The following is an 18,940-nucleotide window of genomic DNA, read 5'->3' on the forward strand; positions in this document are numbered from 1 at the left end:
GGGCCACTTTTCACCGATAGAACTGGGCGCCGGGAATCGTCTCCGGTATTGGCAAGCTCGGCAACCTCGCATAGGCGGGGTTTTTTTTTAGGGCGTCCAAACGTGATCAAAAAACGGTTGATTGCGCTTGTCGATGGCGTTGGTCGATTGGTTTTACGACAAGACAGATTCCTGCATTGAACGCCATACGGTCATACATGGATAAGCTGCCGCGTCAGACGCTGATGCGTATCGTGCTGGGATGGGCAATTTTCCTTCTTGTCCTGGGCGGGTACTGGGGCCATCTGCACCACACGCATCAAGCCCAGATGCAGCGCGCCAAAGAACAGATGCACTTGCGCGCAGCGCAGACTGCGCATGCGCTGGCGCTGCAAACCGGCACCCTCATCGACCAGGTGCACTTCCTTGCCCAGCATCTCAGCGAACACTGGCTCAAGGATAACGAAGCGGAATTCCGCCGCGCCATTTCCCAGGCCCAGAAAGCGCTGCCGGATGGCGCGCTCGTCCAGGTCGCAATCGCCGATACGCTTGGCAATATCGTATTTTCCAACCTGACCAGCGATAGCAAAAGCGCTTCAGGGGTCTCCATCGCCGATCGCGAACACTTCAAGATCCACAGCCAGCGACAACCGCCACAGCTCTTTATCAGTCATCCCCTGTTCGGCAGGGTATCGAAGAAATGGGCGGTGCAATTTTCCCTGCCAATTATCCGGGATGGCCAGTTTGCCGGCGTGACCGTCATTTCCATCTCGCCGGAATACCTTTCCCGCGCCCTGCGCGATATCTTTCATGACCCCGCAAATGTCGCAATACTGCTGCGCGATGATGGCGCATATCTGGCCCGTTCCCACCAATTGGAGGAAGTTCTGGGAAAATTTGTGCCCAGCACGCGATCATTCCTGACTCGCCCGGATTTGCCAAGCGGCGCCTATGATACGGTAGCCCCCGTCGATGGCGTGCTGCGCCATTATGCGTGGCATCGTACTGCGAATGCGCCGCTGATTCTGAGCCTGGGCCTGGGCACTGAAGTGGCCCTGGCGCCGGTGGTTGCATCGCTGCGGGACAGCAAGCTGCACAATGCCCTGGGCAGCGCCATGCTGCTGCTGGCGGCGGCATTGATCACCCTGCTCTACATAAAAAACCGGCGTCAGACCGAGGACTTGCGCAACAGTAGCGAACAACTATCCCTGGTACTGCGTGGCGGGAACCTCGGCACGTGGGACTGGAACTACCGGACCAACATCCCGCATTTCAACGAACGCTGGCACGAACTGCTGGGATATGGCGAATCGGACGGCAGGATCACGCCGGATAACTGGACAAAGCTGCTCCACCCGGATGATGTGGACCAGGTGCGCGAAGCATTCAAAAGCCACCTGCGCGGCGATACTGCACAGTACGAAGCGGAATACCGCATCCGGCACCGCAATGGCAACTGGATCTGGTTTCTGGACCGGGGGCAGGTTGTCAGCCGCGGCCCCGATGGCCGTGCGCTGCGCGTTGCCGGGACGGTGCTCGACATCACCACGCGCAAGCATGCCGAAGTGGCGGAAGCCCAGTATCACGAACGTTTGGCCACGCTTTTGCAACGCTATCCGGGCGGCGTGCTGATGGAAGATGAGGTCGATGTCGTCGTCATGGCCAACCAGCTATTCTGTGACCTGTTCGATTTGCATGAAGCGCCGGAGACGCTGCGCGGGTGGTCGCACGGCCAGCTGCAGGCCCATCTTGGCGCATTGCGCGCCGACTGGCTGCACAGCCCCGACGGTGCCGGACGCGAACAGCGCAAAACCCTGGAAGCCACCACGGTCAGTGGCCGCATCCTGGAAATCGACTGGGTGCCGATTGCCGGGGAAAACGATTCCCTGGGTCGCGTCTGGTTTGTGCGCGACATCAGCCAGCGCAAGCAGCACGAAGCGCAATTGACGGCCATGGCGACTACGGATGCACTGACTGCGCTACCCAACCGCCGCAGCTTCATGATGTACCTGAATACGCTGGTCCGGGAAGTTGCCGAGTTCCCGCAGGACGGCGGTGCGCTGCTGATCCTTGACCTCGACCATTTCAAGCAGGTGAATGACACCTATGGCCACCCTGCAGGCGACGCCGTGCTGCAGCACGCTGCCCGCATCATTCGCAACTGTTTGCGTGAAAGTGACAGGGCTGCGCGCCTGGGCGGTGAAGAGTTCGCCGTGCTGTTGCCAAGGACCGGACCGCAAGATGCCAGGATGCTGGCGGACCGCCTGCGCGAAGCGCTCGCCGGCATGCCGGCGGCCACCGACAAGGGCGACATTGTGCTTACCGCCAGCATCGGGCTCACCATGCTGGCAGGCCTGGGCGCCGAAGAGGCCATCAGGCAAGCCGATGAAGCGCTGTACGCCGCCAAGGCAGCCGGCCGCAATCAGGTGCACATCTGGGGCCAGGCGCCTTCCGGCGGCTGACCGGACCTGCTCCCGCAGGGCTTTGCAAGCCTGGCGAAACGGCTAGCACCATCAAGGGCAGGTGCTGTCGACGGCATAGTAATCAACCCCGGTATTTCTCAGCTTGCTGGTGAAGAAGCTGTAGTTCATGCCCATGCGCTGGTTCGAACCCTTGGCATAGGCATAGCCCAGTTTTGCATAGGCCCGTCCGGCCGCGACATGGGCTGGATTGCTGGCCTTGAAACATCCGCCGCCTGCAAGCTTGGCGAGCGCCGCATCGACCTGGATGCGCGGCCTGGAAATCGCATTGCGGGAATCGCTGATATTTTTGCCGGTTGTGGCAAAGGCATTCAGGATTTCCGTTACCGAGGCAGTGGGCTTTTTGGATTTCAATACTGCCCAGGCGCCAGCCACGTGCGGTGCCGCCATGGAAGTGCCGTAATAATTGGCATAGGCGCTGCCCGGTACCGACGATTTGATGTCGGAACCCGGCGCCAGCAAGCTCAGGATAGGCGCGCTGTTCGAATAGCTGTCGACCACGTTGGACTTGGTGGTGGCACCCACGCTGATCGCCGACGAGATACACGCAGGCGAGGAAATCGCATTGGTTTCGCCGTTGTTGCCCGAGGCAATGATGGTCGCAATGCCGGCGTCGCGCAAGTTGTCGATCACGGGCTTGAGGGCATCGTTGTCGCAATTGCTGGTGTAGAGGCCGCCTCCCAGGCTCATGTTGACGGCGGCAATTTTGTGGGTATTGCGCAGGCTGTAGACGTATTCCAGGCCGCTCATGATATCGGACGTGAATGCCCCAAGCGCAGTATAGGCCCCCGAGACGTCTTCAAACGAGGTGAAGACCTGGACGGAAATAATTTTTGCTTCTTTTGCGACGCCGGAAAAACTGCTTCCTTTGCCAGCGGCGATACCCGCCACATGGGTGCCATGGCTGCAGGCCGAAATCGGGCAATCCTTGCCTGCCCCGACGCCGATTTGCGACAGGTCGCCATTCGGGCAAACCGATTTCGCTCCCTGGCCATTGGTTGAAAAACAGGCTTCGGCAACCACTTTGCCGCTCAGGAAAGGATGGCTCGAATCCACGCCGGTATCCAGAATCGCAACGGCCTGCCCGGTCCCCGTGCCGCCGGCAGTCCAGGCTTTATCGCCGCCAACCAGCGGAACACTTTGAGCCAGGCTGAGTTGCAGAACGGCGTCTTCCTGCACGCTGAGGACGTCTGCACTGCTGAGAATATGGGACAGTACTGCGGAGTTGGCCTGGACCACGACAAAGGGCTGCGTCACAAACTGCTTGCGCACGACATTGCCGAATTGGGCAACCCGGTTGATGAAGTTACTTTGCATATTGGCGATTGTCGCGCGTTGCGACTGCAGCTGCGCAGGGTCGAGCCGATGTTCGGGTTGCGCAGCGGTCCGCAGTTTCACGATCAGGCGAACGCTGCCCTTGTTAGCGATTCTGTCTTGAAAATTTTTCTGGATCGACGCATTGCCGGGCGCATTGGGCGTATCCAGCAAGAGCGGCGGCAAAGCCAATAACGCCTGATTTTGCGGAAAGGACTGGGCATGCGCAGCGCCTGTCGACAAGACAATAATCAAGCCAATTGTGCTCCGTAAAATATTGCGCGCGAATGAACGGTGATGCATGACTCTCTCCCAAAGAATTGCAGTTAGTTATTTCTAACAATGGCAATGTTGCTAACAGCAATAAATTGCCATCGATTAACACTTAAATTAGTTTTCTTTTTAACAACATTTAATGTTGCCGGAATTTTAACTTTTTAAGTTATTAAAAGTACAATTTCCAATTGAAATATCTGTTATGCGTTTTTGGCATAGCACAAAAAAATCCCCGCATCAGCGGGGATCCTTGTGTCGTGAGAATGTGTTTTTTCAGTGCACTGGCGTTTCAGCCTGCCGACGCATTTGCGCCAGCCGGAAAAGCATGTCCTCGATCTGATGAAATAAAGGCCTGGCGGCAATGTCGCTATTCAGGCAAGCCGATTTCAGGTCATCGAGTTGTTCCAGGAGCCCCTGGGAGCGATCCGCCAGACTGCATCGCACGATCAATTCTTCCAGCAGGTAACCAAAGGCGCGCACTTCAAGTCGCTGCAATCCCTGGGCAGCTCGCGACTCAGGCGCAAACAATGATGCCGCGCCAAAATCCCCCAGCAAGGCAACGCCATTTCCGGAGTGGAGAATATTGTGAGCATACAAGTCGCCATGCATAATGCCTTGATCATGCAAATGCCTTGCAGCCGAGGCAATCCCATGCGAGATTCCCAGGATCTGGGCCGGTTCGAACGACAATCCTGCGGCATAAATATCGCGCGTGCAGCTATCCAGGCTGGGCGGCCCGGCAAGTGCGCGGAATTCCGGATCGACAAGGGGCATGACCAGGCCTGTTGCACTTGCCGGATGCGCTGTCACCCTGCCCTCTATCGGGATCAGGTTCGGATGCGTGCCGGCGGCAAGCCAGGACGCCATTTCCGAATCCGGCAAGCCGTCACTGGTGACCGCACCCTTGAACATCTTCACAGCAACGGGCCGCACTTCCATGCCATGCCGATGGTCGGCGCGATGAATCACGCCGGACGCACCTTCGCCCAGCTTGCCCTGAAGTTGCAATGCATCCCAGTCGATGCTGGCAACCGGTGTCGCTGCCAGCGCAAGCTGTTCCCGCGCCTCGCAGAATGGATTGCCTGCATAAGCAAGCCAGGACAGGCGCGGTAACGACAGCAGCCATTCAGGAAGTTCGCGCAACCGATTGGCAGAAATACGCACCAGCTCCAGGCGCGAACAGGCGGACATGGTCGCAGGCAGGTCCTGCAGCCGATTTCCGGCGAGCGCGAGTTTCTGAAGTTCGCGGCAATTGCCGATTTCAGCGGGCAGTTCTTCAATCTGGTTATCGGTCAGGATCAACCAGCGCAGGTTCGCGGGGATTGATTTGGCAGATACCGTCTTGATGTGATTGGCCTTGAACGCGACCATGCTCAGCTGCGGGCATTGTCCCAGGACTTCGGGCAGTTCCGTGAACTGGTTATCCGAACAAAAAATGATGCGCAGCTTGCGCAGGCGCGGCAAGTCGTCTGGGAGCGATGACAAGGCATTGCCGGACAAGTCGAGAATTTCCAGGGTCTCGGCGAGGTCGAAAATTTCGCGCGGGAAGTCAGTCAGGCCACAGGCCAGTTTCAGGCGTTGGATACCGATGAGTTTTCCGGTGCGGAGCTGCTCTAGGGTTTGGGTCACGAATGTCCTGATGCTGGAGGCGGTTAAAAAAAATCCCCGCATGCGCGGGGATTTTCTTTTCTGGCGGAGAGGGTGGGATTCGAACCCACGGTAGGGGGATACCCTACGCCTGATTTCGAGTCAGGTACATTCGACCACTCTGCCACCTCTCCTGAAACGGTCGATCCCGGCATGTGGATGCCGGCAAGCCTGAAATTATATCAGAGTCTTTCTTTTTCGTGCAGCATTTCCATTAACTCTGCGGCACCAGGCGTTCCAGACCACCCATGTAAGGCTGCAGGATTGCCGGAATTTCCACGCTGCCATCGGCCTGCTGGTAGTTTTCCAGCACGGCCACCAGGGTCCGGCCAACCGCCAGGCCAGAGCCGTTCAGGGTATGCACCAGCTCCGGCTTGCCCTGCGCATTGCGGAATCGTGCCTGCATGCGGCGCGCCTGGAAGGCTTCGCAGTTGGAAACCGAAGAAATCTCGCGGTAGGTATTCTGCGCCGGCAGCCAGACTTCCAGGTCATAGGTCTTGGCAGCGCCAAAGCCCATGTCGCCCGTGCACAGCGTGATGACGCGGTAAGGCAATCCCAGCTTCTTCAAGATGTTTTCGGCATGGCCGACCATCTCTTCGAGCGCCTCGAAGGATTTTTCCGGGTGGACGATCTGCACCATCTCGACCTTGTCGAACTGGTGCTGGCGGATCATGCCGCGGGTGTCGCGGCCATAGCTGCCGGCCTCCGAGCGGAAGCACGGGGAATGGGCCGTCATCCGGATCGGCAGGGCGTCGCCGGCGACGATTTCATCGCGCACGATATTGGTCAGCGAAACTTCCGAAGTCGGGATCAGGTAGAGCGACTCGCCCTCGCCTTCCTGGCCGCCCTTCTTCACCGCGAACAGGTCCGCCTCGAACTTGGGCAACTGGCCTGTGCCGCGCAGGGAATCGGCATTGACGATGTAGGGTGTGTAGCACTCGGTGTAGCCATGCTCGGCGGCATGCGTGTCGAGCATGAATTGCGCCAGCGCCCGGTGCAGGCGGGCGATGCCGCCCTTCATGACAGCAAAGCGCGAACCGGTCAGCTTGGCGGCGACATCGAAGTCGAGGCCGAGGGCCGCGCCAACGTCGACATGGTCCTTCACTTCGAAATCGAAAGTACGCGGGGTGCCCACCTTGCGCAATTCGACATTGCCCGACTCGTCGGCCCCCACAGGCACGGATTCGTGCGGCAGGTTCGGAATCGCGCTCACAAATTCGGCCATCTGCCCCTGCACCTCGTCCAGGCGTGTGGCAGACGCCTTCAGTTCGTCGCCAATGCCGCCCACTTCAGCCAGGACAGCCGAGGCATCCTCGCCCTTGCCCTTGAGGATACCGACCTGCTTGGACAGGGAATTGCGCTTGCCCTGCAATTCCTCGGTGCGGGTCTGGATTTGCTTGCGCTCGGCTTCCAGCGCATTGAAAGCGGCTACATCGAGCTTGAATTTGCGGGCGGCCAGGCGGGCGGCAACGCTGTCGATGTCTTTGCGAAGGAGTTGGATGTCGATCATGGCGGATGCAAAAGTATTCTATCGAAAACCGCCATTGTACCAAGCCGAGCAGCACTAGAGCCAGACGCCCCTGCCCGCCCCGGCTTCTTTTGCAATCAGCCCAGCCTCAGGCAACATCGACAACAACATTTCCCATGACCTTGCCGCCTTCCACTGCCTCGTGCGCATCGGCGATCTGGTCAAGCGAAAAACGCGCGCCGATCGCATGCTTCAGGCGTCCCGCGGCCAGCAAGTCGCTGATTGCATCCAGGCCTTGCCGGCGCTGTTCCGGGGTCAGATCGTAGACCAGGAAAAACAGCAATTGCAAGGAATTCATCAGCATCGGGCGGAACGGGATGACGTGGTCCTCCATCGAATTCGATCCATAGCAGACGATTTTGCCATGCGGCATGAGCGCACCTTCGCGCACCAGGTTGACTGTGGTGGAAAAATCCATGTCGATGATGGCATCCACGCCGCGCTGCCCGGTCAGTTCGCGCACCCGCTGCGTTACCGGCTCGGTCTTGTAATTGATGGTCTCGGCAACGCCGGCTGCGCGTGCATGCTGCGCCTTTTCTTCGGATCCGACCGTGCCGATCACGCGGGCGCCGCCGAGCACGGCAAACTGGGCGGCGTAGTGCGCCACCGCAGAGGCTGCGCCAATCAACAGGATGCTCTTTCCCTGGAGTTCACCGAGCAGGCGCACCGCCTCAAAGGCAGTCAGTGCAGGGATGCCCAGGCAAGCAGCGGCAGCGAAGTCGCAGCCTTCCGGCAGCCTGACTGCCTGTGCCGCGGGCACCGCGATGTATTCGGCGGCCGTTCCCATCGGGCGCTGCCACTGGCCATTCCATATCCATACCCGTTCACCAATGCGCGCCGGCGGCACACCCTCGCCAACGGCATCGATGACGCCGCCGGCATCGCTGTGCGGAATGATGAACGGCCCGTTCAGCGGGCGACCGCGGCGAGATTTCACATCCGAGGGATTTACGCCAGAAACGTGGATCTTCACCCGCACTTCGCCATGACCGGGTTCCGGCATGGGCATCTCGCCAACAATCAGCGTCTCGCGCGCCGCGCCGTTTTTTTCATACCATGCTGCCTTCATCATGCATACTCCTGTATTTTTTCAGTCGCCGGATATCCGGCATATCGCGCAATTGCGCTCGTGTTACAGCAGCTTTTCCAGCTCGTGGCGCTTGACCTTGCCCGTTTCACTGCGCGGTATATCGGCAGCGTCGACAAACCGCACGTCTTTCGGAATCTTGTAGCCGGCGATGGCGTTGCGGCACAGGGCGATCACATCCTCCTCTGTCAGCGTAGCATCGCGCCGCACCACGAAGGCGGCCGGCACCTCGCCCCATTTGCTGTCGGGCTTCCTGACCACGGCAACTTCAGCGATGCGCTCGCTCGTCAGCAGGACCTTTTCAATCTCGGCGGGATAAACATTTTCCCCACCGGACTTGATCATGTATTTTTTGCGATCGACAAACGCGAGGGTGCCGTCCGCATTGCGACGGAACATGTCGCCCATATGGAACCAGCCGTTGCGAAAGTCCTTCTGGTTCGTCTCTTCCGCATTCCAGTAGCCGCTGAACAGCGTGGCGCTGCGCAGGCTCATTTCACCGACCTCGCCGACAGGCACTTCGCGGTCGTCATCGTCTACCAGGCGCACCTGGCAAAATGAGCTTTGTTCCTTGTCGAAGCCGGTGGGCAGGTGACCAATCGGGATCAAGGACTTGCTGGCCGGCGCCATGCCGGTTTCGGTGGCGCCAAAACTGTTCAGGAACGGCGCCTGCAGCACCGTGGTCAGTTCGGCGATGAGTTGCGGCTGCAGCAGGTCCGCCATCGAACCGATCAGCTTGATCCCCTTCGGTACGATCTTGCGCTCCCGCACTTCGGCCATGGTGCGTTCGATCATGCCCGGCACCATGATCAGCCAGTTGATCTTTTCGCTGGCGATGGCATCGCCGACTTCCTTCTGCTTAAAGCCGTCAACGATCCGCACCTTGCCGCCCTGCAGCAGCGACGCCAGCGACAGGTCTGCGCCAGACAGATGAAACAGCGGCGACCAGGCCACATAGGTTTCGTCCGAGGTCAGCCCCCAGTCGGCAAACATCAGCGCGGCGCGGGCAATCATGGCGCGATGGCTGATCAGCGCGCCTTTGGGAAAGCCGGTAGTGCCGCTCGTGTAGAGAATCAGCAAGCCATCTTCCGGATGCACCGTTGACGACGGCTCCGCGCTGCTGGCCTGCTGCAGCAAGGTTTCGTAGGCATCACCGAATTCGATGCGCTGCGCGATCCCCAGGCCAAGGCGGTCAACAGCCGGGCCGTGGCGTGCCGAATGGATCACCAGTTTTGGACTGACCAGGTTGATGCAGTGGCGCAGTTCGGCATCCGACTGGCGCCAGTTCTGGCAGGCGGCTATGGCGCCGGTCTTGGCACAGGCCAGTTGCACCTCAATATACTCGGTGCGGTTTTCCGACATGATTGCGACCCGGTCGCCGCGCCCGATACCGCTGCCCAGCAGGACATTGGCCAGGCGGTTGACGCGTTCGTTGAGCTGCATGTAGCTCAACGAACGCCGCTCATCCCGGATCGCGATGCCCGCGCCGCGCGCCATGACGCGCAGGCGGAACAATTCCCCCATCACCGGTCCGGCACCGGCCGCCTCGATCAACTCTATCGATTCCATTGCTGACATCCTGATGAATAAATTATTTCAACTGAAGCAGGCGCCGCCGTTCACATCCACCACCGCGCCATGCATGTAGCTGGCTGCCGGGCTGGCGAGAAATGCTGCAACGCGGGCGATTTCCAGCGGCTGTGCAAGGCGTCCTGCCGGGATCTTGCGCGTATCGACTGTCTCGTTCTGCAGCATCGGCGTGGCAGTCGCGCCCGGCGCGAGGCCATTGACGCTTACGCCATGGGAAGCTGCGCGCAAGGCCAGCCAGCGCACCAGGGTATGCAGCGCGCCCTTGCTGGAGGCATATTGCGCGCCTGACAGCAGGCCGCCGCTGCGCCCGGCCAGCGAGCCAAGCAACACGATTCGCCCCGATTTCTTCGCAATCATTTGCTGCATCGCCAGTTGCGCCAGCAGGGTCGGCCCGCGCAGGTTGATATTGAAGACGCGCTGGAAGCTCTCTTCCCATTCCTGGCTGCCTGGTTCCAGTTCACGCTCTTCCGGCAATATCGCCGCAGTGACGATCAGTGCATCGATATCGCCGATCGCGGCGCAAAAGCGCTTGACGTCTTCGACCGAGCCCACGTCCAGCGCATGCGCTTGCACCCGGGGGCCGTATTGCGCCTGGATCCGCTCGGCGGCGGCCTGAGGCGCGGCGCGGTCCGCGAGGATCAGCTGCGCCCCCAGTTGCGCGCAGATTTCCGCGCAAGGTTCGCCGATGCCGCCGACGCCGACAATGGCGACGCGGCAGGAATCCATGGCAATGCCCATCAAGTCCGACATATTTTCGATCTCCATTTACTTCCACATGGCGCACTTGGATTCGGCCTTGGTGGTGAAGGCGTCGGCTGCGGGAATCGTCTGCACGATCTTGTAGTAATCCCACGGATACTTCGATTCCGCCGGGGTCTTCACCTGGATCAGCTTCAGGTCGCTCATCAGGCGGCCATCTTCGCGGATCATCGCATTGCTGGTGTACATGTCGTTGACCGGGTTTTTCTTCAGGTACGCCATGACCTTGTCGCTGTCGTCCGTGCCCAGCGTCTTGACCGCTTTCAGGTACGTCATCGTGGCCGAGTAGGTCGAGGCATGCAGGGCGGTGGGCATGCGCTTCATCACGGCAAAGTAACGCTTGGACCAGGCGCGCGATTCCGGGCTCTGGTCCCAGTACCAGCTGTCGGTCGAGTACAGGCCCTGGGTCTGCTGCAGCCCCAGCGCATGCACGTCGGTGATGAACATCAAGAGCACCGCCATCTTCATGGTCTTGTTCACGCCGAATTCGTTGGCGCCCTTGATGGCGCTGACGAGGTCATTGCTGGCATTGGCAAAGCCCAGCACCTGCGCCTTGGAAGCCTGCGCCTGCATCAGGAAGGACGAGAAGTCCGACGCATTCAGGGGATGGCGCGCCGCGCCGATCACGGTGCCGCCATTGGCCTTGACCACCTTGGCGGAATCGCCTTCGAGCGACATGCCGAAGACATAGTCGGCCGTCAGGTAATACCAGCTCTTGCCGCCCTGCTTGACCACCGCCGAACTGGTGCCGCGTGCTGCTGCCACGGTGTCGTAGCCGTAGTGCACCATGTAGGGATTGCAATCCTCATTGGTGATGCGGCCGGTGCCGGTGGCGGGGATGAGGAAGACCTTTTTCTTTTCTGCGGCGATCTTGCCGACCGCCAGCATGACGGCGGAATTGGAGCCGGCCATGAGCAAGTCGACGCCGTCGCGGTCGACCCATTCGCGCGCCTTGCTGGAGCCGATGTCGGCCTTTTGCAAGTGGTCGGCATAGACCATCTCGATTTTCTTGCCATTGATGGCGCCACCCATGTCGGCAATCGCCATCTTGATGGCTTCGATGCCGCCCTGGCCGGAAATGTCGGCATACACGCCGGACATGTCGGTGATCATGCCGATTTTGACGGTGTCGCCGGAAATCTGCGCCGCAGCAGGAGCGCCCAGTCCCAGGGCAAATGCGCCGCCGGTGGCCAGCGCCACGGCTTTCAGGCTGAATTTTCGTGAATTTTTCATTGCTGTCTCCATGATTGAATTACGCCGTCTATCCGGCTTTCTGCATGCTGCTCTCCGCACCACGTCCTTTTTCGTCCGTCGGCCTATCGTCCCGGTTCCCCGGAGGGACGCCTTCGAGTCCGTAACGCACAAATTTCATGTAGGTATCTGCAACAAAATCCGGCAATTTCGGCGCACCGCCTTCCTCGTGCGTATAGTTGCGGGCAAGGTAATCACGTGCCGCCATCAGAATTTGCGCGATCACTTCCAGCTCGCGCGGCTCGTATCCGGGAAATTCGCCATTGGCGTGCGAGCGCAGCAGAAAACGCATGTAGTTATCAAACACGTTTTTCATGTGCGCCTCATGACCCTCAGGCGAAAAAAGATAAGCTTCGTTCAGGATGCGGAAAAATTTCGGCGCGATCTGCAGGAAGGAAAAGAAAGCATGAAATTGCTGTTCTTCCAGTTCTGCAAAGCTGTGCCCCCCTGTCAGCTTGCCCTTGACGTAAGTCAACAGGTTGCGACCGACTGCCGGCATCAGTTCGTCAAGGATTTCCTGGCGGGAGTCGAAATAATTGTAGAAAGTACCCTGCCCCACGCCTGCCTTCTGGGTAATCAGCGTGATCGAGGCATTGGCAAAACCCTTTTCGCCGACCACCTCGGCAGCCGCTTGCAGCAGCGCATCGCGCGTCTGCTCGGACTTTTCGATGCGACGCTTGCCGCGTGGTGCCTTGCCCGCCGCAACCGGCGGTTTTTTGTCCGGCATGTTCATTGCCGTGCTCCTTCTTTTGCTGCATGGCCAAGCAACATCTGCAATGGCTGTTCGATGTAATGGACGATACGGTTCAGGAAACGCAAGCCGGACACGCCATCCAGCAGCCGATGGTCGCCTGCCAGCACCAGTCCCATTTCCTGGGTCAGCGCCGGTCGTCCCTCGGCATCCGGGCGAAATTGCTTGCTGATGCTGCCCACGCCAAGAATCATGGCCTGGCCGGGATTGATGATCGGCGTCATGAATTTGACATTGAACATGCCTGCATTGGAAACGGTAATCGCACCGCCTTGCATCTCCGGCACGCTCAGGGCCCCCGCACGCGCGCGCTCGACCAGGCGGCTGCTGGTCTGCGCCAGCGCGTTCAGGCTTAGCCTGCCCGCATCCCGCAGCACAGGCACAAACAATCCCTTGTCGGTATTGACGGCGACGCCGACGTCCGCGCTGTGAAACCGCAGGATATCGCCATCCGACCACACCGCATTGGCGTCAGGCAGGTCGACCAGGGCGCGGCCGACTGCCGCCAGCACGAAATGATTGATAGTCAGGCGTACTGCCGGATCGCTGCCATTAATCTCGGCGCGCAACGCCAGGAGCTTTGTCACTTCCGCCTCGACCGCGAGATAAAAATGCGGCACCTGCTGTTTGACCGCGACGAGGCGGCGCGCTGTTGCCGCCTGCACCAGGCCTGGCTTGATGCGTTCGACCGCACCGGTTGCTGTTTCATCGGCGGGCATTGCGCCGGGTGCTGCTGCAGGCACGGACGCGGCTGTCGCGGCGGCAGTCGCTACCGTTGCAACTGCCGCCTCGCGCGCCTGCAGGTAATCCCGCACGTCCTGCGCGCGCACCGCATTGCGCGGGCCGGTACCCGCCACGGCAGCGAGGTCGACATTGTCCATTGCGGCAAGCCGCCGCGCCATCGGCGAGGAACGTATGCGCAGCGCCACTCCGGCCGGAGGCGTCATTGCGGCATTGGCATACGCCTGTGCCACCGGCATCGCGGCAGTAGGCGGCGGCGCCAGTTGCACGGCAGCTGCAGGCGCAGGTGCGATGGCTGCCCCGGACTCTTCGCCGGCGGCGCCGTCATCCCACCAGCCAATGACTTCGCCCACAGTCAACGTCTGTCCGATCACGGCAACGGCCTCGGCCAGCACACCGTCGGCCTCAGCCGGAATTTCGTTGGCGACCTTGTCGGTTTCCACCACAAACAATGTTTCACCCGCCTTGAAGGAAGCACCGGGCTTGACGGACCATTCGGCGATCACGCCTTCCGTCATGGTGAGCCCCAGTTTCGGCATCAGTAACTTGCGTTTCATCGGGTTTCCTGAAATTAAATTGCGTTACTGGCGTCCGCCCGCCATCGCCGCACGCACCGCGTCGGCAATGTCGGCAGGCTTGATCACGTACTGGGCTTCAAGCGATGTCGCAAATGGCACCGGCATGAAGGGGGAACCGACACGCATGACCGGGGCATCCAGTTCATAAAAGACGTTTTCGGTAATGCTGGCGGCGATTTCCGCGCCACAGCCGTACGATTTGACCGCCTCGTGCACTACCACTACGCGATGCGTGCGGGTGACGGACTCGTACACGGTCGCCTCGTCCCAGGGCTGCAGCGAGCGCAAGTCGATCACCTCAATGTCGATATTCTCGGCCTCCAGCTGCTTTGCCACCTGCAGCGCGGTGTGCACGGTACTGCCATAAGTAACGATGGTGACGTCGCGTCCCGGGCGCACGATACTGGCCTTACCAATGGGTGCAACAACCGTGGCATCGAACTCGCCGCGCTTGCCATACATGGCCTTGTGCTCGATGAACACCACCGGATCCGGATCGTCGATGGCCGCACGCAGCAGGCTATAGGCATCCTGGGGATTCGACGGGCACACCACCTTCAGCCCCGGCACATGGGCGAACCAGGCTTCCAGGCATTGCGAATGCTGGGGGCCGGCGTTGAGCCCGCCGCCGTGCGGCGTGCGCAACACCATCGGCACATTGAATTGTCCGCCGAACATGAACCTGGCCTTGGCCGCCTGGTTCACCATCGCATCCATCGCCAGGGTAACGAAATCCATGAACATGATTTCGACCACAGGCTTCAGCCCCGTCATGGCAGCACCCACGGCTGCCGAAACGATGGTCGATTCGGAAATCGGCGTATCGATCACCCGGCGTGCGCCGAACTTGTCCAGCAAGCCGCGCGTCGCCTTGAAGGACCCGCCCGCGCGCGCGACATCCTCGCCCATCACGATCACGCTTTCGTCAGCCGCCATGCCATCCTGCAGCGCCCGATTGATCGCTTCCATATAACGAATTTCAGCCATTTCTTATCCTTGTGCCGCAGTGGCCGTATAGACATCCGCAAAAGCCTGCGCAAAATCCGGCTGCCTGTCAGCACGGCCGGCAAGCACCGATGCCGCCACCTGGGCCTCTACTTCGGCGTCGATGCCATCCATGACTGCCGCCGCCACGCCGCGCTGTTCGATCAGGGCGCGGGCGCACCTGAGCGGGTCGAGGCCATCCGCCGCCGTCAATTCCTCGGCGTTGCGGTATTTCTGCGAGTCGCCCTCGAAGTGGCCGCGTATCCGGTGCGTCTTGCACTCGAGAATGCGCGGTCCGCCGGTGCGCGCCTGGCCCGCCAGTTCCTGCGCTGCCATTGCCACGTCGTCGACATTGTTGCCGTCCACCAGCACATGCGGAATGCCGAAGGCACGGCCGAGATCGCCCAGCGCTGCGACAAACTGCTCGCTGGTCGGGGAAAATTCCGACCACCCATTGTTTTCGCAGACGAACAGGATCGGCAGCTTCCACAATGCCGCCATGTTCAGGCTTTCATGCAGCACGCCTTCGGCCATGGCGCCATCACCGAAGAACACGGCGGCCACGCCGCCGGTACCGCGGACCGAATGGGCCAGCGCGCTCCCCAGGGCAACCGGAATGCCGGCGCCGACGATGCCATTGGCGCCGAGGATGCCCTTGCTCCTGTCGGCCACATGCATGGAGCCGCCGCGGCCGCGGCAAATGCCGCCGTCCTTGCCCATCAATTCCTTGAAGAACAGGTCGATATCCATGCCGCGCGCGATCACATGCCCGTGACCGCGATGGTTGGTCGCCACGGTATCGCGCTCTTCCAGCGCGGACATCACGCCGGCAGCTACTGCCTCCTGGCCAATGCTCAGATGGATAAAGCCGGGAATTTCGCTATCGGCAAACAACTTGATCAGGCTGCTTTCCGCAGTCCGGATCAGACGCATGGTCCGGTAAAGAGACAGCAGGGACTGGCTGTCAGTATTTTTTTTCATTGGCTTGGAAAGCTTGCGCTTTGCTTTTGATTTTCATTCGAAAAGTGTTCAGGCAGCCGTCATGCCGGCTGCCGCAAACCACCGTACATGTCCCAGCTGCAGCCGACCAGCCAGCCGCCATCCACGGGCAAATTGACGCCGGTAATGGCACTGGCGCGTTGCGACAGCAGGAAGCTCACCGCATCGGCCACCTGGGACGGCAGCACTAGCTGACCCAGCGGTGTATTCTGGATTGCGCCGCTGACTTCGCGCTCGCCCCGATCGATCGCTTCCTGCAGCATGGGCGTGAGCGTGTAACCGGGCGCCACGGCGTTGACGCGGATGCCGGATGGCCCCCATTCCGCCGCCAGGCATTGCGTCATGCTGATCACCGCAGCCTTGGCCGGCGCGTAGGAGTGCAGCGGCATGGAACGCGATCCGGCGACGGACGAGATGTTGACGATGGCGCCGCGCTTGCGGGCGCGCATGCCTTCGGAAAACGCCAGGGCCGCGATATAGGAACCGCGAAAATCGATGCTTTGCACCCGGTCCCACTGCGCCACATCGAACTGTTCTGGCGGCAGCGGCGGCTGGGTAATGCCGGCGCTGTTGACGAGGCCATACACCGGGCCGGCTTCGCGCTCGATCTGGCGTGCCAGCGCGCGAATGCTTTGCTCATCGGTAGCATCAAAAGCAAAGGCCATGGCACCGATGCGCGCAGCAACGTCCCGCGCCAAATCAATCTGGACATCGGCAAGCACCACCCGATACCCGTCGTTGACCAGCAATTCGGCACAACTCGCGCCAATGCCGCTTGCCCCGCCGGTGATGACGACGATCGGATTGTCCGCTCCGGGCATATCATGTCTCCATTGTTTTGATTATTTACGAATTACGAATCGCGATTCATAATTCGTAATATAGGTCGATAGCCCGGACATGTCAAGAAGGATCCGCAAGAAAAAACCGGCATTTCCAGAGGAAAATGCCGGTTTCGATCGGGCTGATAAGAATCTGACAAGCTGGGGGTGCCGACGCTATTTTCGGTCCTTTTTCCTCGCCGCCTCGTCTAATGACTTCAGCCACGCCAGCTTCTCGCCGATCTTGCCTTCCATGCCGCGCGGCACCGGGCGATACCAGTGTGGCTCGGCCATGCCGTCCGGCAGATAAGTCTCCCCTGCCGCATACGCATCCGGCTCGTCATGGGCATAGCGGTATAGCTTGCCGTAACCCAGTTCTTTCATCAGCTTGGTCGGCGCATTGCGCAAATGTTCCGGCACGCCGCGCGACTTGTCCTTGGCGACGAAGGCGCGCGCCGCATTGTAGGCGTTGTACACCGCGTTCGATTTGGCCGCGCACGCCAGGAAAATGACCGCTTCGGCCAGCGCCAGCTCGCCTTCGGGCGAGCCGAGCCGTTCATACGTTTCGGCGGCGTCCAGCGTGATGCGCAGCGCGCGCGGATCAGCCAGGCCGATATCCTCGGTGGCCATGCGCACCAGGCGGCGCGACAGGTAGCGCGGATCGGTGCCGCCGTCGAGCATGCGCACCAGCCAGTACAGGGCAGCATCCGGATTGGAGCCGCGCACCGACTTGTGCAGTGCCGAGATCTGGTCGTAAAAGGCGTCGCCACCCTTGTCGAAGCGCCGCAGGGCGTCCCCCAGGCATTCAGCCAGCAGGGCCTTGTCAACCCAATCCTGTTCCTTGGCCGCCGCGGCACGGGCAACGATTTCGAGGTTGTTCAACAGCTTTCTGCCATCGCCATCGCCGCTGGCAACCAGCATGGCCTTGGCCTCGGGCTCGAAATCCAGGCCTTCAAGCGCCTCGATGCAGGCACGGTCCACCAGCGCCTCGAGGTCATCCTCGGTCAGCGACTTCAGCACGTAGACGGCGGCACGCGACAGCAAGGCGCTGTTGACTTCAAAGGAAGGGTTTTCGGTCGTGGCGCCGATGAAGGTAAACAAGCCGCTTTCCACATGCGGCAGGAAGGCATCCTGTTGGCTCTTGTTGAAGCGGTGCACCTCGTCGACAAACAGGATGGTGCGGCGGCCGGAATTGGCGCGCACGATTTGCGCCCGTTCGACTGCCTCACGGATTTCCTTGACGCCCGAGAGTACTGCGGACAGCGCAATGAATTCGGCATTGAAGCTTTGCGCCATGAGGCGCGCCAGCGTGGTCTTGCCCACGCCCGGCGGCCCCCACAGGATCATGGAATGCGGCTCGCCCGATTCGAAAGCCACCCGCAGCGGCTTGCCGGAACCGAGCAGGTGCTGCTGGCCGATGACTTCTTCCAGGGATTGCGGACGCAGGCGCTCCGCGAGTGGTGCGGCAGCCATCTACTGCTCAAAAACGTCGGCGCCCTTCGGCACCGTGAACTTGAACTGACCAGCCTTCATCGGCGGATTTTTTTCGAATTTCTTGAAGGTCAACAGCGATACCTGGCCAAAGGAATCGCGCAATTCCATTGCCTGCGGTACGCCATCCTTCAAGCCAATCCCGATCTGGTCGAAGGTCGTGTCGCGCGCCATGGGCGTGGCCTGCAGCCACTCGAGGCCATCCTTGCTGCCGGCGTCTTTCAGGATGAAATTCTTTTCCAGGTCATTGCTGCCGAACAGGATCGCCGCCGGCGAAGAACCCAGCGCATTGCCGAGCTTGCGCACCGTGACCTGGTTCAGGTCCTTGTCATAGATATAAAGCTTCTCGCCATCGGCCTGCAGCAATTGCTCATACGGCTTTTCATACAGCCAGACGAACTTGCCGGGACGGGCAAAGGTGAAGCTGCCGGTCGATTCCTTCGATACCATGGGCTTGCCATCCTTGCCAGCCTTCACCAGGCGCTGGGAAAATTCGCCTTGCGCAGACTTGGTAGTGGCAACAAAGGTCTTGAACTGCTCCAGTGCCGACGCTGCCGCCACACCAGGCAGCATGGCGACTGCCGCTGCGCCAGCGCATAGCAGCGCGCGCAACGCACCGAAGGCACGGTCGGGTGTGCGCATATGTTGCATCGATTTCAAAATG

General features: G+C 60.4%; 15 protein-coding genes and 1 tRNA gene. 1 reads left to right on the top strand and 15 read right to left on the bottom strand.

What is annotated here, in order from left to right:
• Window positions 1-197 precede the first annotated feature (197 nt).
• Window positions 198-2,441 carry a diguanylate cyclase gene (locus EKL02_RS11670; protein ID WP_128902214.1) on the top strand — a complete coding sequence of 748 codons (2,244 nt, stop codon included), beginning with the start codon at window positions 198-200 and terminating at the stop codon, window positions 2,439-2,441.
• 51 nt (window positions 2,442-2,492) lie between these two features.
• On the opposite strand, the gene EKL02_RS11675 is transcribed toward EKL02_RS11670, so the two are convergent.
• The 15 genes from EKL02_RS11675 to lolA form a co-directional block, all read right to left on the bottom strand.
• A complete protein-coding gene (locus tag EKL02_RS11675) occupies window positions 2,493-4,028 on the bottom strand; it encodes a S8 family serine peptidase (RefSeq protein WP_206732382.1) in 1,536 nt (511 codons plus the stop codon).
• Between the two features lie 294 nt (window positions 4,029-4,322).
• Window positions 4,323-5,678 (bottom strand): leucine-rich repeat-containing protein kinase family protein, encoded by a 1,356-nt coding sequence (locus EKL02_RS11680; protein ID WP_128902216.1) that lies wholly within the window; start codon window positions 5,676-5,678, stop codon window positions 4,323-4,325.
• Between the two features lie 61 nt (window positions 5,679-5,739).
• Window positions 5,740-5,830, bottom strand: a tRNA-Ser gene (locus tag EKL02_RS11685).
• Window positions 5,831-5,910: 80 nt separating this feature from the next.
• A complete protein-coding gene (serS, locus tag EKL02_RS11690; protein ID WP_128902217.1) occupies window positions 5,911-7,206 on the bottom strand; it encodes a serine--tRNA ligase in 1,296 nt (431 codons plus the stop codon).
• A 106-nt stretch (window positions 7,207-7,312) separates the two neighbouring features.
• Window positions 7,313-8,296 carry an NADPH:quinone reductase gene (locus EKL02_RS11695; RefSeq protein WP_241687698.1) on the bottom strand — a complete coding sequence of 328 codons (984 nt, stop codon included), beginning with the start codon at window positions 8,294-8,296 and terminating at the stop codon, window positions 7,313-7,315.
• Between the two features lie 60 nt (window positions 8,297-8,356).
• Complete coding sequence (locus tag EKL02_RS11700; protein WP_206732383.1) at window positions 8,357-9,880, bottom strand: AMP-binding protein; 1,524 nt, start codon at window positions 9,878-9,880, stop codon at window positions 8,357-8,359.
• A gap of 27 nt (window positions 9,881-9,907) precedes the next feature.
• Window positions 9,908-10,666, bottom strand: a complete 759-nt coding sequence (locus EKL02_RS11705) for an SDR family oxidoreductase (protein ID WP_128902219.1) — start codon at window positions 10,664-10,666, stop codon at window positions 9,908-9,910.
• Entirely contained in the window at window positions 10,667-11,893 is a 1,227-nt protein-coding gene (locus tag EKL02_RS11710) for an ABC transporter substrate-binding protein (RefSeq protein WP_128902220.1), read from the bottom strand.
• A gap of 28 nt (window positions 11,894-11,921) precedes the next feature.
• A complete protein-coding gene (locus EKL02_RS11715) occupies window positions 11,922-12,644 on the bottom strand; it encodes a TetR/AcrR family transcriptional regulator (protein WP_128902221.1) in 723 nt (240 codons plus the stop codon).
• Window positions 12,641-13,960: a dihydrolipoamide acetyltransferase family protein gene (locus EKL02_RS11720; RefSeq protein ID WP_128902222.1), complete on the bottom strand. Its 1,320-nt coding sequence runs from the start codon at window positions 13,958-13,960 to the stop codon at window positions 12,641-12,643. The genes EKL02_RS11715 and EKL02_RS11720 overlap by 4 nt, the downstream gene beginning before the upstream one ends.
• A gap of 24 nt (window positions 13,961-13,984) precedes the next feature.
• A complete protein-coding gene (locus tag EKL02_RS11725) occupies window positions 13,985-14,968 on the bottom strand; it encodes an alpha-ketoacid dehydrogenase subunit beta (protein ID WP_128902223.1) in 984 nt (327 codons plus the stop codon).
• A 3-nt stretch (window positions 14,969-14,971) separates the two neighbouring features.
• A complete protein-coding gene (locus EKL02_RS11730) occupies window positions 14,972-15,946 on the bottom strand; it encodes a thiamine pyrophosphate-dependent dehydrogenase E1 component subunit alpha (RefSeq protein WP_128902224.1) in 975 nt (324 codons plus the stop codon).
• A gap of 59 nt (window positions 15,947-16,005) precedes the next feature.
• Window positions 16,006-16,785: an SDR family oxidoreductase gene (locus EKL02_RS11735; protein WP_128902225.1), complete on the bottom strand. Its 780-nt coding sequence runs from the start codon at window positions 16,783-16,785 to the stop codon at window positions 16,006-16,008.
• A 177-nt stretch (window positions 16,786-16,962) separates the two neighbouring features.
• Window positions 16,963-18,258, bottom strand: coding sequence for a replication-associated recombination protein A (locus tag EKL02_RS11740; RefSeq protein WP_206732384.1), 1,296 nt, complete (start codon window positions 18,256-18,258; stop codon window positions 16,963-16,965).
• Complete coding sequence (gene lolA, locus EKL02_RS18365; RefSeq protein WP_206732501.1) at window positions 18,259-18,918, bottom strand: outer membrane lipoprotein chaperone LolA; 660 nt, start codon at window positions 18,916-18,918, stop codon at window positions 18,259-18,261.
• Between the last annotated feature and the right edge of the window lie 22 nt (window positions 18,919-18,940).

It is taken from the genome of Janthinobacterium sp. 17J80-10 (assembly GCF_004114795.1).
Classification (GTDB): Bacteria; Pseudomonadota; Gammaproteobacteria; order Burkholderiales; family Burkholderiaceae_D; genus Paucimonas.